The sequence below is a fragment of the Kroppenstedtia sanguinis genome (assembly GCF_050433445.1).
GTDB lineage: Bacteria > Bacillota > Bacilli > Thermoactinomycetales > DSM-45169 > Kroppenstedtia > Kroppenstedtia sanguinis.
In genome coordinates this window covers 13,983-29,645 of record NZ_JBNPXF010000020.1, presented here as the reverse complement: position 1 = coordinate 29,645, position 15,663 = coordinate 13,983, and the positions used below count along the sequence as shown (strand labels likewise).

Here is a 15,663-nt window from a genome sequence, read left to right as displayed (position 1 = left end):
TTTTACAGACGTTCTCTTAGTACATCAGGTCAACATGAATGCAACCCGCCGTAACCCAACTGGACAATATCCTCCCGCTTCACCTTTTCCCCTGCGAGGATCCGAGGCAAAAAGAGATCGAAGGAGGTGTACTCATCATGAATCACACAACCGGGGAGTCCCAAGACCGGAATCTCCCGATAATAGGCGATCATCAACATGGATCCAGGCAACATCGGAGTGCCATAGCTGACCACCTCTGCGCCGATCGCCGCAATCGCACCAGGGGTCCGGTCATCAGGGTCGACGGACATGCCTCCGGTCACCAGGACCAGATCGGCTCCCCGATCCACAAAGGCGCAAATTTGGGATTGGATCAACTCCTTGTCGTCGCCGGCCAATGTCTGTCCCATCACAGTGGAACCGAAGGATTGAAGCTTTTCCTGAACCACCGGGCCAAACCGATCCTGGATGCGCCCATGGTAGATTTCACTGCCTGTGGTAACCACTCCCACCTTCAAGCGCCGGAAGGGGAGCACCTCCAGCACCGGCCTGTCCCCCTCTGCAGCGATTCGCTCCACCTGTTCGATCCGATCCTCAGGGTAAACCAAGGGAATCACCCTCGATGCAGCCACAACTTCTCCCTTTTGAACCGGTATATCCGTTTTTAGAGTGGATAAAACCGCCTGTTCCACCTCATTGATCCCATGAACCCGGGCGGCGTCCACTTTTAAAAGTCCATCCCGATTGGAACTCAACTGAACTTTACCTTCCGCTGGCGCACTCAGAGTCAGCTGGGGTCCACCGACAGCTTGGGCAATCCGACGGGCGGCATCATTCTCGTGAAGTTCCCCTTTTGCCAATTCCATCACATAGATATGTTCCTTGCCAATCGACAAAAGCGCCTCAAAGTCCGCTTCCCGAATCACGTGTCCTTTTCGAAAACGGGGTCCCTTAAACTGTCCTGGGATCACTTGGGTCAGGTCATGTGCCAGCACCCTCCCCACCGCCTCTGTCACATGCACTTCCCGCAAGGAGCTTTTCACTTTTCGTCTCCCCTTCCGCTATGGGGGATGGATTCCCTTCTCATGAGACAGACAAAAGGGCAACACCGGTCTCGCGTTAGATAGCTACCTTCATCTAGAAGCGTTATGATTTACATTGATCTTGCACAACGCTTCTAGAGCTTCAGCCCATCTGGCTCATCGTCCCCTGCGTGTAAAGGCCAATCTCGTCATCCCCCACCTTGCTCGTCTGCAATTTCCACATCCTGTTCGGTAAATCCACACCCTTGTCCGTGTCTATATTTTATCAACCTTACGCGGTTTTGTGTATGAATTCACTAGATCTTAATCCTTTTCACTTCGAACCCCATCTAAACCCTTCGGCTATGGGACCCAACCCGGGGAGGATAGCTGAATCACCTAGCAAAATGCGCCTTCTGTCGTATTGTGTCAGGGACGTTTCCGGAATAAACTGAACATGTCCATCCGCGGACTCATCCATACTATTATTCCCTTATCCTCTATTCAACAGCCCGCAATTTGTGGGCTGTTTCATTTTTATGCAAAGGAAGATTCCCTTGTCTCAGATCTATCGTGAACAACAAAGAGCACTTTTTTTAACAAAAAAAATCCTGGAGGGAAGAGAACTTCGGGATCAAGCCATGGCGGCTGGCCATCGGCAAAGCGCCGAAGTCTGGACTGCCGACCTCACGTTTTGGGAGCTAGAGCTCCGTCGCTTGCAGGAAAAGTTAGGATTGCTGGCCTGCTTCGTAAAGGAAGAATAGATTTTGCCCATTGTTGAACGACCTGCCACCCCTAAACACTTCCCGTGGCCAAGGAAGTGTTTATTTTTTGCTGTAAATTCCAAACCTACGAGGATACTCATCCAACCTGGGATCGTAGCAAGTGACCATGTCCTCATTTGATTCCTGTACCATCGACTGGCTCCAAGGAGGAGTGGTCTCACCCGGGGGTGCCGTATCTTTAGGCATCCGAATGCCAAACCGCTTCCGTATTTCAGATTCAACCTCCTCTGTCAATTTCATCCCCAAACGAAGACTTTTTAAAAACCATTTTTGTACTTGCCCATTGATTAATTGCTGCGCATCCTCCTGTCTGTGGCAGGCCAGGAGTTGGAGAACTCTTGCTTCCAGTTCTCGATGTTCTTCTAGCATTTTTTGCTCCAACTTTTCGATTTTCCCCGTGACCGGATGTAAGAAGTACTCTGGATGTTCGCTCGTAAAATACAGCAATCGTTTAAATTCACGTGTTGCATATCTTGTGGCCTCTTGAGGTGCATAATCTGCACTTAGATATTCCGAATCCGAATACTTTGTCATATACCGATGTTGAACAAATTCCGGGGGAACCGCCAGCGGGTCCGTCGCGATAGGAACCGGAACATATGGGGTGGTCACCGCTGCGGTAACGGCAATCCAGAGAGTCTGTAACTGGCGATGTACGTGGGGACGAATATGAGCTTCCTGCCCATAACCGGAATGATCATTGGACCAGCGGGGATCACGTACCAGTGCCAGCATATCTTTCAGACGAACTGGAATCAGTGTAGCCAGCTCTTGTTCACGTTCCGGGGGTACGCGCATGGCTGTAAAGGGATCTTCTTCTTGACTGACGCCTTCTCCGGGAAACGGGGTTCCGTAGACTTTTTGTAGATTCAAATAATCGGGGTGATCCCGTTGTGGATCCCACCAACCTTTCTCTCTTGCAAATTCAACAATGTTGTCGGAGCCCATGAAGTTTTCATTATGTTTAAAATCGATGGGGAAGTTATGGATATATCCTGGGTAAGACACACGTACTTCATCGGGTCCTAACCGTTCGGCGGCCCATAATCCTTGCCCCCCGGCGTATTCAATCATCACCCATCCTTCGTTCTGATCCGCAAAGAGGTGGGAATTTCCCCCGTACGTGGATTCCCCGTACTGATTGATGAGATCGCCGATGATTTCTACAGCTTCACGAGCTGTCCTGGCCCGTTGCATGGCGATCCGTGCGAGATCGCTATAGTTCGGCCCACGTTGGGGTGTTGGCGTCATGTCCACCAATTCCTGGCGAGAATCGGACCAAATGTCCCGTCCCGCCACTCCATGTTCGTTTAACCCGCCATTCGTTAATGGAGGTGGAAATCCTTCAAACTCAGAATACGAGGAACTGATAAATTTGTACGTATGTTTCACCTGGGGGATCTCCATCCGTTCTCCAGGAATCTCTGCCTCCTCAGTCACTCCAACCTGGGTTGTGGAACCTTCAGGATGATCCTGGGCCGGAATGATATCAATCCAGTGGCTGGAGGGCTCATGGCCAAACCCTCCCAGCAATGTGGAGCCATCCGCTGTCAAATCTTTTCCTACATAAAATCCAATACTCATCGGTATAACTCCTTTTCGCAAAAGAGGATATTAGATCTTATGTTTTGACAAGGGAAGTATTCTACTGTGGACGCAGATCGGCTCCACCTCTTTCTGCTACCCTGATGAGGTTCGCAAGATGTTCCCTGTTGCGTATGATAATATATGCCAAGATGAACAAGCATTATATCGAGGCTGTTGAACCATAAAATGGATGATGAGAACGAAACGATCCTTTGGCTCTTCCCATTGCCTCCATCGTAAAGTATTGCTTGAGAGGACGGGGATGGTGGGACGTCTACGATCTCTTGCAAAGAACGCAAAGGCTCTTCGCCACCCCACCATCCCGACCTTATTTTCTACTTAAAATATGGCTAATCAACACACCTGATATTGGTTAAGTAAAGTAAAGTTAGTAAGGTATCAAAATTCAGTTGTATCTCCTTCAACATTATGAAACATGGATTCAGTCCAACAGTGTACATAAATTCAATGAAAATGATGGAGAAATGTCGGGTAGGTTGTAGAGTAGAGTACTGAAAAGAATGGAGAAAATGGGCCATCCGCTAGAGGATTTGCGTGATGTCCGCCAGGGATGACCTGACTTTGGACTATGAAAGAACTCGTCTCAGAGCCTTTCGTAGTCCATGTCATAGTTCGGCCTTCCATGCAGAAATTAGGAAATAGTTCTACTTGCTCGCTTAATCAAAGGAATGTACGGATCGAAAAACAGATCGATGACATCGGCTAAGAAATATTTATCCGAAAAGCCGCCAGCTTCCGACGGGAATGAAAAGATAACAGAAGTCCTTGGGCCTGCTCTAACAAACGACGTCCCGCCTTGGTTTCCGCTTTCCCTGTGACCAGGGTGGCCAGTAAAAATGAATTTGAAAGAAGTCTCTGCTACATAGTAAGTCAAAAAGCTTCACTTCGTTTCCTTTCCAAATACTTTAGGAAAGAGGCGGGCACGAGTCATTAACGGAATGATGAGTTCAGTTGGGAAACTTATCGCTATGAAAATATTTACACATATTAGACGATTGTTAAATTTTTTCGGAACATACGTATTTCTCCTCTATCCCAATTTGATTGCTCTTTTGGTATACTTCGACCGACATTAAGAAGCAAATTCCGCTAACAACTTTTTCCGCAACGATTTTACTATTTGGTTCAGGAGGATAATAATGGGCGAAGGAAAACTATGGAATCGAAACTTTATTTTATTATGGTTAGGAAATGCTCAATCAGCTGTTGGAAACACTTTGTATATTGTTGCGCTATCTTATTTAATATTGGATTTAACAGGTTCTCCAAAGTACACTGCTATCACGATGGCAGCTGCAGCTCTGCCGTATATATTCAGCCCTTTTGCAGGAGCTATTGTCGACCGAATTAACATGAAGAAGTACCTTGTAATTGGCGATTTTATTAGAGCCGGTGGCATGTTCTTCATTTGTTGGCTTGCTTTTTATAATCTTCTTCATGTGTTATTGATCATTGGAACAGCGTTTCTTCTTGGGATCGTAGGCCTTATTTATAGGCCATCTTTTGCAGTGTTGTTACCCCGTCTGATCCCATCATCTGAGATTGCTCGAGCAAATGCTTTAAATAGCACAACCGCACGAATAGCAAGCTTGTTAGGCTTTATGTTCGGCGGCATTATCGTCTCTTGGTTAGGATCCATACCAGCAATTTTGATTAATGGATTTTCCTTCTTTATTATGTCATTCCTTCTTATGATCATTGATTTTCCTGAAATAAAGCACCCACATAAAACTAGCGATGGAGTATGGTTAGAAGTCAAAGAAGGCTTTAACTACCTTCTGTCAACGAAATTACTTTTAATGATACCTATCATTTTTTTTATAATGAACGTAAGCTATAGCCCTTTGGAAATACTAATGCCGCTGAAGATGCAGGAAATGAACGAAGGGGCAAAGGGATACGGAACATTTTTCGCTTCCTTATCAATTGGAGCAATCGTTATCAGTGCGTTTATTTCAAAGTTCGGCAAGAACCTAAATACCAGATCTTTCACTATTATTGGGTTGTCTGTTATGGCTATCTCCATGGGCGGAATTGCCTTATCGAATAATCTTTTGGTCGCATGTATCTTCTCCTCTCTCTTCGGTGCAGGATCTTCTCTTGTTGGAATCAGCAATATCACATATGTTCAAACCGAAGTGGATGATAAATATCGTGGTAGGATCTTCGGGGTGTTCGGGACTATAGAACAAGCAGGAATGCCTGCATCACTAGCGCTAATTGGGTTTCTGGTGGATTATGTGGAAGCAAAGTCTTTTTTATTATTCTTTGCTTTCTTATTGGCTCTGGTAGGTATACTTTGGTTTATTTTCAATTTAGGGTTTCGACGCCAAAATCAAAAATCACACCCAACCCATGAACAGCAAAATTTTTAAAGGAATGTTCTTTTGTGGCAACAATGGCCCTACCTTTCTGTAGTCATGGATTTATTTAACAACGAAACCGTGGCTTCTAGTCCACAAGTGAAACCATAATGTCCTAGTCCTTCAGACAGTGGAACAATCTCAAAAAAAAGGATGTTCCGGAACGGCCCTCAGGACTCCAGTATACATCCCAAGCTTACCACGACATGCTTCATCGAGTGGTCTTAACACCCATATATCGCGGCAAGGCAGATGTTCTACAATTCCTGTTTCCCACTTGAGGAGAAACACTTTGTTCTATAACGAACAGCCAATTCAATTGAAACAAAACAAGTTGACACCTGTGAAGTACACTCGTTGCTTAACCTGGTTTTTTTGTGTCTATAAATTAGGGATCTGGCCGCATTTGTCCATCTGTAAAAGATGGACTTTTTTCAGTGTCTACCGCAAGAGGGTAATACCACGGACCGTCGACCACTCTTATTTTTCATTTCTGCCTCGTTCCCCTACAAACTGGATCCCAGTCGGTATCACCACTCCGTCCATGGCTTGATCATGGGGCTCGGGGTAAACGGTGGGCACCCATTGAAAGGAGTAGGCCACCCCGATACGGGTCGCTCCTTTGCCTGGACCGGCGAAGAATCGATCATAATAACCTCCACCGTATCCCAGACGATAGCCGGCTGGGTCAAAGCCGACTCCCGGCACCATCACCAGCTCCACCTCCTCCGGTGCGACCCAGTTGCCATCGGTTGGCACCGGTTCCTGGATCCCGTAGGCTCCCCGAGACACCTCCCGAAAGCTTTCAATCCAGTACAACTCCAGTTCCCGGGTGCGGGGAACCGATCGGGGGAGAATCACCTGTTTCCCCTCCCGCCAGCCCAGTTCCATCAAGGGTCGGAGATCTACCTCCCCTTTGTGCGGCATATAAAAAAGAATTTTGTGTGCTTCCTGGTAGACAGGTTCCGCCCCCAACACCCCGCAAACGGCGGCAGATTCCCTCCTAGCGACGACTGGATCCATCCCCTCCCGCAAAGAGAGTAGACGGCTGCGCAACTCCTCTTTTTCGGTAGTCATGATGATTTCCCTCCTTTGCACCCGAATCTTTACACCGATTGTACCACTCAGCCCCTAATCACCTCTACCAATCTCCAGCTGGAGCGGGGAGATCGAATCGCTCTGTTGGGTCGCAACGGAACCGGCAAATCCACCTTGCTGAAAGGATCAAAAAACCGTTGCTTCGCTGTCCGGAATGCCTGCCATAGTACAACGAAGAAAACAAATCCGGAACAAGCCAGTTTATGATGATGACTTACGTGTCCAATTTTTTCTTCTTGTCCTTGCTCCTTAAAATGGTTCTCTGGATCCCATAAACCATCAAAGCTCCGATGAAACTGACAACAACATTGATGACGACCCACATGTAATATTCCAGATCACCAAAATAGAATACCATATAGATCTGGAACAAACCTGCCAGTAGAGGACCCAGCCAAAGACGCTTCGGCCATATTTGAAACAGAATTCCCACCAGGAAAGAAGTGACTGGAAAGTCCACCAGTATGTGTCCCATCTCAATCTGCACCTTGCTACCCCCTTGATTATCTTTTCTCAAGCAGAACAAAGTCACTCACACTCGTATCGCGGATGATCGGAAGATCGACTCTTTTTTCTCTTTTCATCGTTTGTTTGGGGACATCGTCCCCCACAGAAAAATTACTTAGTTACTTATTTGTTGTAATACGCCACGGTATGTTTGCTTTTAATCAAGTCCACCGGCCACACAGAAGGACCACCATCATAATCCAGGTTTTTGCCGCCTTTCTTTTTCCAAGCCCGCTAGAATAATACCGCAAATTCCTCTGTTTTTGTTTTTAAAATTCCGACATCGTTCGACGATGATTCACATGTTTTTTAGCTTTTTTCAAGGAGTATGTAGTTAATTTTTTAAAATTATATGTTTTATACCCTTGATCTCAACTGCTGTAAAGATCCAAAAAAACCTTCCCCGAATTCGGGATAGGCTTCAACTCCATTCATCCTCATTTCCTCCTTCCCCCAGAACCCGAACACCCTCCTACGTCACCACTCCGTCCATGGCTTGATCATGGGGCTCGGGGTAAACCGTGGGCACCCATTGCAAGGAGTAGGCCACCCCGATACGGGTCGCTTCTTTGCCTGGACCAGCGAAGAATCGATCGTAATAACCACCACCGGATCCCAGGAGGTAGCTGCGCAACTCCTCTTTTTCGGTAGCCATGATGATCCCCCTCCATTGCACCCGAATCTTTACACCGATTGTACCACAGACAGGCTTTCCCCCTCTTTTTTCCCCGCCTTGCATGGGATACAATGAGAACGGCCTGTAACTGAAGAGGTGAATGATATTGAGTATCCTGCAAGTCAATCAGATCTACAAATCCTTCGGCGCAACTCCCATATTGGAGGGGATCAGCCTCCAAGTCGAAGAAAAAGAACGGGTCGGCCTGATCGGACCCAATGGGGCCGGAAAGTCCACCCTTTTGAAAGTGATCACCTCCCACATCCCCGCGGACAGTGGCGAGATCCACATCCCCAAAAAGGCCCGTATCGGCTATCTGGCCCAAAGTATGGAGCCGGAGACGGAGGGGACCGTCTGGGAGGAAGTGATGAAAGCCTTCCACCATCTCCGAGAGATGGAGAGCCAACTGCGAAATTTAGAACAGGAGATGGGCCGATCCTCTGTAATCGCTGCGGAGAAACGCTACCTCCAAGTGACGGAACAGTACGCCCGCTTGCAGGAATCCTTTGAAAAAGCAGGGGGATACAGCTATGAAGCCCAAGTCCGAGGTGCCCTCACCGGTCTGGGACTCGGCGGGCTCCACTGGCAAGACACACCGGTCCGCACCTTGAGCGGCGGTCAGAAAACCCGACTCGCTCTGGCCCGGTTGCTCCTGGAACAGCCAGACCTGATCATCCTGGATGAGCCGACTAACTATCTGGATATGGACGCCCTCGCCTGGCTGGAACAGACCTTGGACAGTTATCCTGGGGCCTTGTTGGTCGTCTCCCATGATCGCTATTTTCTCGACCGGATCGTCTCGGTCATTTATGAATTGGATCGTAACCGTATCACCCGTTATAAAGGAAACTACACCCGGTATGTTCAGCAACGGGAAGAGCAGATGCTCCTGCAGGAAAAGGCATATGAACAGCAACAAGAAGAGATCCGCCGGATGGAGGAGTTCGTACAGCGCAATCTGGCCCGGGCCTCCACCTCCAAACGAGCCCAGAGTCGGCAAAAATCCCTGGAGCGGATGGAACGGATCCAGCGCTCTCCCGGTGACCGGAAAAAAGCAGCGATCCGTTTCACCCCCTCGGTCACCAGCGGACAACAAGTGTTGAAAACGGAAGACCTCACAGTGGGATATGATTCCGCCCATCCCCTGATCGCCCCTACCAATCTCCAGCTGGAGCGTGGAGAGCGGATCGCTTTGCTAGGCCGCAACGGAACCGGCAAGTCCACCTTGCTGAAAACCCTGGCCCATATACTGGCTCCCCTGTCGGGAACGGTCACCTTCGGCACCCAGGTTCACCTGGATTACTACGATCAGGAGCAGGAAGAATTGAATGAGCAAGAGACGGTTCTGGAGGAGGTGTGGCAGGCCCATCCTCAGCTAGACCAGACACAAATCCGCTCCTACCTGGGCCAGTTTCTGTTCAGCGGAGAGGAAGTCTTTAAGCGAATCGCCTCCCTCAGTGGCGGGGAAAAAGCCCGTCTCTCCCTGCTGAAGCGCCTCCTGAACCGGGCCAACCTCCTCCTGATGGATGAACCCACCAACCATCTAGATCTGGAAAGCAAGGAGAGGCTGGAGGAAGGATTGGAGTCTTTTCCCGGCACTCTGCTCTTCGTCTCCCATGATCGCTACTTCATCAATCGACTGGCCACGGGGATCTGGGAGGTGAAAGAGGGACACTTATCGGTCTTCAAGGGAACCTACGAAGAATTTTTGGCACAGAAAAAGGAGAGCCCCCCTTTGGAGGTTGACGTTGGAAAACCGAAGCTCGATTATGCCGAAGAGACCCGGCAAAAACGGAGGAAAGAGCGAGAGGAGCGCCGCCGTCAGGAAGAAGCCGACCGACTGGAAGCGGAAATCGAAACCCTGGAAGAGGAGAAAACCCGAATTCAGGAAGAGCTGTGTCGGGAAGAGATTTACACCCGGCCGGAGGAAAGCGTCCCCCGTCAACGCCGCCTCGCCGAACTGGAAGTTTCCCTCGCGGAAAAAACAGAACGCTGGACAGAAATTGCGGAATAAGATCCACTATTCCTTTTGGGTTACTGACAAGGGGCGGGCCTTTGTTTAAAATTGTAATCGTGTTCACAAGTTTGGAAAAGAGAGGTGATGATGGGATTGCCCAAACTCAAGCGCTGGGGAACCAGTCTATTGATCGCGGTACTGGTTTTCAGTACCGGTTGTTCTCTGTCCAGCCCCTTTGCCGGCAGCGATGAGAAAGACGCCTCGGCATCCAAAACAAAGGAGTCCAAAGCCAAGGAATCCGGGAAATCGGAATCATCCGTCCAATTGGACACCCTTCCCTCCGCTCTGAAAGATTTGCAACACATTCAGGAGGGAGCCGGCCGCTATGGAGGGGATGCCTATGATCTGAACAAGATCCGGCCCGAGCTGAAAAAAATCCCTAAGTACGTTAACAGCGATGAATTGCACAAACGGCTCCTCAACCTGATGGCGGAGGATTACCGTCCGTCGATACATGCCTTGGATACCTTCGACACCTCCATCATCGATGTGGGGGACGGACCCGGAGGCATCCGTGCTTTGAAGGTGCCGGAAAGTCAGGAAGTGAACATCATGATCCTGCTCGACTCCAGCGGCAGCATGGCTGACAAGGTGAAAGGCGGAGTCAAGATGGACTTGGCCAAAAAGGCAGTAAAAGAGTTCGCTTCCAACATGCCGGAAGGCGCCCAGGTCTCCCTGGTTGTCTATGGCCATAAGGGCTCCAACGCCGGAGCGGATAAAAAAGTCTCCTGTAAAAGCATCGAAGAGGTCTATCCCTTGGGCGCTTACAAAGGGAAAACCTTCCAAGATTCTCTGGCTGAGTTCCAACCCACCGGCTGGACGCCGCTAGCCGGTTCCATGAAGTTGGCCCAAGAGAAGCTGGCCTCCCACACCGGGAGCAACGTGCAGAATATCGTATATGTGGTCAGCGACGGCGTGGAGACCTGTGACGGAGATCCGGTGAAAGCGGCTGAAGAACTGAACGAATCCAATATGAAGGCCGTCGTCAACATCATCGGCTTCGATGTGGACAACAAGGGACAGAAAGACCTGAAAAAAGTGGCTGACGCCGGTGGTGGCACTTATAAGACCGTCGGTTCCAAGGTGGGGCTCCAGGAGTATTTTGAAGGAGAATACGACCGCCTCTATGACCAATGGGGCAAATGGGCCAGCGACCATTACGACAAGGCCCAATATGTATCCAGCATCAAGTATGACCGAGCCGGCGATCTCAAGCAATCTCTCTACGAACAGGCGGAAAAGGAGAAACATCATCTCTATGCGGCCACTGAATACCTCAAAGAGAAACAGGACTTCGACTATGATGTGATCAGTGAGGTTCAATCCCGAATCTATGATCGCAGAGACACACTCCAAAGCTACTCGATCGATCAACGGGACGCATTGCAAGAGGAAGTCGTCGAGAAACGAAACCAGATTCAAGACAAAGTCACCCATCAGCGTGACACTGAACAGAATGAACTCTCCAACTCCCGATAGCGACACCTTTCAACTCAGAAACAGAGGAGGTTATTCCTTTGATGAAACGTACCCTGGCCCTCCTGCTGCTCCTCAGTATGGCAGTCCTGGGCACCGGATGCGGCCTGCTCACAGAGGAGAGCCCAGAGAAGGCCGAGGCGGACAAGCCCAAAGAACCCAAGGTGGCCAAGATCACCTTCGGGGATTATCCCGAGGACGACAGTATCAAGGGCTTGATCAAAACCCGCGGCCACTTTGGAGATGATGAGGATTTTGCACTTCATTTCAAACTCTCCAATGGGGAAAAGTTTGATACCAAATACATCAAAGTGAAGATTCTTAAGCAACCGGGAGAAAAGTTGATTGAGGAATTTACTGAAGATGTAGATCCCACTTGGAAAAGTTTGAAATGGAAATTCACCAGTCACAGCGACTTCCACGGCTTCTACGACCCCGGTAAATACAAGATCCAGATCCTTCGGGGGGAAGATTTGCTGGCAGAAGGGACTCTGACGATCGTCGAACAATAAGACCGCATCCAGCGGTCTTTTTTCATACAAAAATACCCCCTTGGGAGGTGTTTTTTAGGGTGTGGCAGGTTAATTCAAGTTTCCGTGGAATGTGAGACATTTTAGAGCAACAGAGAGAGGGGGGTTCACATGGAGTGATTTTGGATCGACAGAACAACGAAAACGACATGTGAAACCCAATCCCGACCGTCCAAGAATGCACTAAATCACAACGCTTCTAAGGCCCCCTTCAGGCAACTTTAATCCTGTTTTTCAGCATGTCGTGGACAGGACGGTGAGGCGGCTCCGATCTCTTGCAAAGAGCGCAAAGGTTCTTCGCCTCCTCACCGTCCTCGCCTTTCTGTGATTATCCACACAATGTTCTCTGAAGGGGCATTAGTTCATCAGTTCACTCTCTGTCATCTCAGTAATAAACATATGTCCCGGTGCATGGGTGATCATCCACTCGGGGCGGCTGGCGACGGCCACGGCTTGCGGGGTGACGCCGCAGGCCCAGAAAACAGGGAGTTCCCCCGACCGGATGGTGACGGCCTCTCCGTAATCTGGCCGGTTCAGATCTTCGATGCCGATTCCAGCAGGATCCCCGAGATGTACCGGCGCTCCATGAACCTGTGGATAGCGAGAAGTGATCTCCACGGCACGAATCGCCTCTTGGGGAGGGAGGGGACGCATGCTGACCACCAGATTCCCGTGGAAGGAGCCTGCCGGTTCACAAGGGATCGACGTGCGGTACATGGGGACATTTCTCCCCTCCTCGATATGACGGACCGGCACACCACTTTGCAACAGAATAGATTCAAAGGAAAAGCTACATCCCACCAGGAAGGCGACGGCATCTTCCTGCCAAAGATCCTGGATCTCCTTTCGCTCCTCCACCAACTCTCCATGACGCCAGACTCGATAACGGGGCAGATCTGTCCGCAGGTCGGCTCCCGGCGCTGTTTTCCACGGCACCGGATCCCCTGGATTCGTCACTTCCAACAGCGGACAAGGTTTGGGGTTGCGGGTGCAAAAGAGTAAAAAATCGGCGGCCTGGGACTGGGGGAGGATCACCAGATTGGCCTGAACAAACCCAGGGGCCCATCCAGCGGTGGGCCCCGCCCACTCCCCGGTGCGAATCGCGGCGCGCACGTCTTCTATGCTTTCTTTGTTCATCAGACATCCCCTCACTTGGATCGGATTCCGATCTCTAGCATCTTCAAGCGTTTTTCCTGTTCTATCGCCAGCTCCTGGGCTTCATCCAGACTCACCTCGTGAAAGGTGATCCGGGTTCCTGGCCTGGCCTGGGCCAAGCGGGGCAGATCCACGGAGATGACAGTGGCGATCTTCGTGTATCCCCCGGTGGTCTGCCGATCCGCCATCAGGATGATGGGGCGTCCTTCTGCCGGAACCTGAACTGCCCCAGGGGCGATGGCGTCGGAGATGATATCTGCACCGGTGCGGTGGCGGATCACCGGCCCCTCCAGACGATAACCCATCCGGTCCGACTGGGGAGTCACTTCAAAATCAGCATGATAGAAAGTATGAAGCCCCTCCTCCGTAAACGCCTCGGCCTGGGGTCCAGGGAGGGTACGCAAGCGAATTTCTTTCCCGTAGCGGGGGCGCATGGAAGCCGCTGGCTGTCGGCCGACCCTGTCGGCGAGCTGCAGCGGTCGCCCGGTCTCCAGGACATCCCCGGATTGCAAGGCTCGGCCGTGGAATCCCCCGATCCGCCCCTTAAGATAAGTGGAGCGGCTTCCCATCACAGTGGGTACCTGAATTCCTCCTGCGACACAAAGATAAGTGCGCATCCCTGCCACCGGCCCCTGAAATCGCAACTCTTGTCCTTTCTCGATGGAGATGCTTTTCCAGAGAGGCACCGGTTTCCCATCCAGGAGTGGCCCCAGATCCGCCCCAGTCAGAGCAATCACCGTATCCGTCTCAAAGCGGAGCACCGGTCCCAACCAGGTTATTTCCAAGCCTGCCGCGCCGCGCCAATTGCCCACTAATAAATTTCCTACCTGGAGGGAGTAATCATCCATCGCTCCTGCCACCACCATGCCATACTGCTGATAACCCATCCGTCCCAAATCCTGGACCGTAGTCAGCAATCCCGGTTTTATCACTGTGATCATGGGATTAACTCTCTCCGATCCTGCGGACCCGGATCCCCTGTTCTTCCAGCCCCTTGCGCAAACCTTTCGCAAAGGCCAAAGCTTGGGGATCATCCCCATGGACACAGACCGTGTCCGCCTGCAAATCCACCTCGGTACCATCCACCGCCGTCACTTTTCCTTCCTTCACCATACGGACTACCCGGTGGACTGCCTGCTCCGGATCCTCGATATAGGCTCCAGGCTGAGTCCGGGGAGTCAAGCTTCCATCAGGTTGAACCGTACGGTCGGCGAACACCTCCCGTGCCACCTGAAGCCCTGCTTTTTCCCCTGCGCTCACCAATTGGCTTCCTGCCAAGCCGAAAAGGATCAGTTCCTTGTCCACTGCGGCAACCGCTTCGGCAATCGCCTCGGCCACGGCAGGTTCCTTCCCCGCCATATTGTAGAGGGCTCCGTGAGGTTTCACATGTTGCAACCGCTTTCCCTCCAGAGTAGCGAAACTTAGCAAAGCCCCCACCTGGTAAACCGTCATATTAAATACATCCTCCGGCTCGACCGCCATATAACGGCGCCCAAATCCGAGCAAATCCGGCAGACCCGGATGAGCTCCCAAGGCCACCCCCCGCTCTGCCGCCATACGGACTGTCTGTCTCATCACGTTGGGATCACCCCCGTGGAATCCACAGGCGATGTTGGCGGAGGTGACATGATGCAAAATCGCTTCGTCCTGTCCCATCACATAGTTGCCAAAGCTTTCTCCCAAATCACTGTTCAGATCGACGGTCCATTGTACCCGCTTCCAATCCTTCATAGCCCTTCCACCTCCATCTCCCGATAGGTTTCCCCAGAGATCGGTCGGAACCGAACCAGATCCCCCGCCCGCAACAGAACGGGGGGATTCCGATCCGGATCGTACAGGCGCACCGGTGTTCTACCGATAATCCGCCACCCTCCGGGAGTTTCCAAAGGATAGACTCCTGTTTGGGAACCGGCAATCCCTACAGAGCCTGCCGGTATTCGGGGACGAGGATCTTTTAAGCGCAAAGTGGCGATCCGCTCCGACATCCCCCCTAGATAGGGAAACCCGGGAACGAACCCCAGCATATACACCCGATAGGCGGGATCCGAGTGGATCTGGATCACTTCTTGAGGAGAGAGACCGTTCTTCTCAGCCACACGCCCCAGATCCGGCCCATACTCCCCTCCATAAACCACAGGCAACTCCACTACCCGCGTATCCTCCTCTGTCACCGGCACTCGATTCTCCTCGATCGCCTCCAGCTGTTGACACAACTCCCGATAACGAATCCGATAGGGTTGGTAGTAAACCATCACGGCACCATAGGTGGGTACCCACTCCACCACACCAGGAATCGGATGGCGTTCCAATTCATTGACAAAACTTCGTATCTCCCGATTGATCTCCGGATCAATCCGCTCTCCGAAACCGATCCGGAGCCCCATATCCCCTACCGGCTGGATTTTGATCGACAAACCCCTTCTCCCCCCTCTCCCCATACATCG

General features: G+C 50.9%; 16 protein-coding genes. 7 read left to right on the top strand and 9 right to left on the bottom strand.

Annotation, left to right across the window (positions count from 1 at the left end):
- Positions 1-29 precede the first annotated feature (29 nt).
- Positions 30-1,025 carry a molybdopterin-binding protein gene (locus tag JOD24_RS12195; protein ID WP_429246992.1) on the bottom strand — a complete coding sequence of 332 codons (996 nt, stop codon included), beginning with the start codon at positions 1,023-1,025 and terminating at the stop codon, positions 30-32.
- A gap of 536 nt (positions 1,026-1,561) precedes the next feature.
- Between JOD24_RS12195 and JOD24_RS12190 the strand changes: the two genes are divergently transcribed.
- Positions 1,562-1,768, top strand: a complete 207-nt coding sequence (locus JOD24_RS12190) for a hypothetical protein (RefSeq protein ID WP_380164699.1) — start codon at positions 1,562-1,564, stop codon at positions 1,766-1,768.
- A gap of 60 nt (positions 1,769-1,828) precedes the next feature.
- Here the strand turns inward: JOD24_RS12190 and JOD24_RS12185 are convergent, their stop codons facing one another.
- A complete protein-coding gene (locus JOD24_RS12185) occupies positions 1,829-3,373 on the bottom strand; it encodes a C69 family dipeptidase (RefSeq protein WP_429246991.1) in 1,545 nt (514 codons plus the stop codon).
- Between the two features lie 1,163 nt (positions 3,374-4,536).
- Between JOD24_RS12185 and JOD24_RS12180 the strand changes: the two genes are divergently transcribed.
- On the top strand, positions 4,537-5,772 hold the full coding sequence (locus tag JOD24_RS12180) for an MFS transporter (RefSeq protein WP_429246990.1): 1,236 nt from the start codon (positions 4,537-4,539) through the stop codon (positions 5,770-5,772).
- Positions 5,773-6,240: 468 nt separating this feature from the next.
- Here the strand turns inward: JOD24_RS12180 and JOD24_RS12175 are convergent, their stop codons facing one another.
- Complete coding sequence (locus tag JOD24_RS12175; protein ID WP_429246989.1) at positions 6,241-6,837, bottom strand: 5-formyltetrahydrofolate cyclo-ligase; 597 nt, start codon at positions 6,835-6,837, stop codon at positions 6,241-6,243.
- A 15-nt stretch (positions 6,838-6,852) separates the two neighbouring features.
- Between JOD24_RS12175 and JOD24_RS12170 the strand changes: the two genes are divergently transcribed.
- A complete protein-coding gene (locus tag JOD24_RS12170; RefSeq protein ID WP_429246988.1) occupies positions 6,853-7,065 on the top strand; it encodes an ATP-binding cassette domain-containing protein in 213 nt (70 codons plus the stop codon).
- A gap of 7 nt (positions 7,066-7,072) precedes the next feature.
- Here the strand turns inward: JOD24_RS12170 and JOD24_RS12165 are convergent, their stop codons facing one another.
- Positions 7,073-7,345, bottom strand: coding sequence for a DUF2651 family protein (locus tag JOD24_RS12165; RefSeq protein ID WP_429246987.1), 273 nt, complete (start codon positions 7,343-7,345; stop codon positions 7,073-7,075).
- A 492-nt stretch (positions 7,346-7,837) separates the two neighbouring features.
- Positions 7,838-8,020 (bottom strand): 5-formyltetrahydrofolate cyclo-ligase, encoded by a 183-nt coding sequence (locus tag JOD24_RS12160; protein WP_429246986.1) that lies wholly within the window; start codon positions 8,018-8,020, stop codon positions 7,838-7,840.
- Between the two features lie 121 nt (positions 8,021-8,141).
- Between JOD24_RS12160 and JOD24_RS12155 the strand changes: the two genes are divergently transcribed.
- From JOD24_RS12155 to JOD24_RS12140, 4 genes are all read left to right on the top strand, one after another.
- Positions 8,142-10,055, top strand: coding sequence for an ABC-F family ATP-binding cassette domain-containing protein (locus JOD24_RS12155; RefSeq protein ID WP_429246985.1), 1,914 nt, complete (start codon positions 8,142-8,144; stop codon positions 10,053-10,055).
- Between the two features lie 96 nt (positions 10,056-10,151).
- Positions 10,152-11,537 carry a vWA domain-containing protein gene (locus tag JOD24_RS12150; protein ID WP_380164715.1) on the top strand — a complete coding sequence of 462 codons (1,386 nt, stop codon included), beginning with the start codon at positions 10,152-10,154 and terminating at the stop codon, positions 11,535-11,537.
- Between the two features lie 38 nt (positions 11,538-11,575).
- Entirely contained in the window at positions 11,576-12,046 is a 471-nt protein-coding gene (locus tag JOD24_RS12145) for a hypothetical protein (protein WP_380164717.1), read from the top strand.
- A 91-nt stretch (positions 12,047-12,137) separates the two neighbouring features.
- The gene (locus JOD24_RS12140) at positions 12,138-12,251 is read left to right on the top strand and encodes a cation diffusion facilitator family transporter (RefSeq protein WP_429246984.1); all 114 of its coding nucleotides are present in this window, start codon (positions 12,138-12,140) and stop codon (positions 12,249-12,251) included.
- 170 nt (positions 12,252-12,421) lie between these two features.
- Here JOD24_RS12140 and JOD24_RS12135 read toward each other — a convergent pair whose 3' ends face one another.
- Genes JOD24_RS12135 through pxpB form a run of 4 tightly spaced genes read right to left on the bottom strand, consistent with a single transcriptional unit; the run spans position 12,422 to position 15,633 of the window.
- Complete coding sequence (locus tag JOD24_RS12135; protein WP_380164719.1) at positions 12,422-13,201, bottom strand: putative hydro-lyase; 780 nt, start codon at positions 13,199-13,201, stop codon at positions 12,422-12,424.
- 11 nt (positions 13,202-13,212) lie between these two features.
- Positions 13,213-14,160 (bottom strand): 5-oxoprolinase subunit C family protein, encoded by a 948-nt coding sequence (locus JOD24_RS12130; RefSeq protein WP_380164721.1) that lies wholly within the window; start codon positions 14,158-14,160, stop codon positions 13,213-13,215.
- A gap of 4 nt (positions 14,161-14,164) precedes the next feature.
- Entirely contained in the window at positions 14,165-14,950 is a 786-nt protein-coding gene (locus JOD24_RS12125; protein WP_380164723.1) for a LamB/YcsF family protein, read from the bottom strand.
- Positions 14,947-15,633: a 5-oxoprolinase subunit PxpB gene (gene pxpB / locus JOD24_RS12120; RefSeq protein ID WP_380164725.1), complete on the bottom strand. Its 687-nt coding sequence runs from the start codon at positions 15,631-15,633 to the stop codon at positions 14,947-14,949. The genes JOD24_RS12125 and pxpB overlap by 4 nt, the downstream gene beginning before the upstream one ends.
- Between the last annotated feature and the right edge of the window lie 30 nt (positions 15,634-15,663).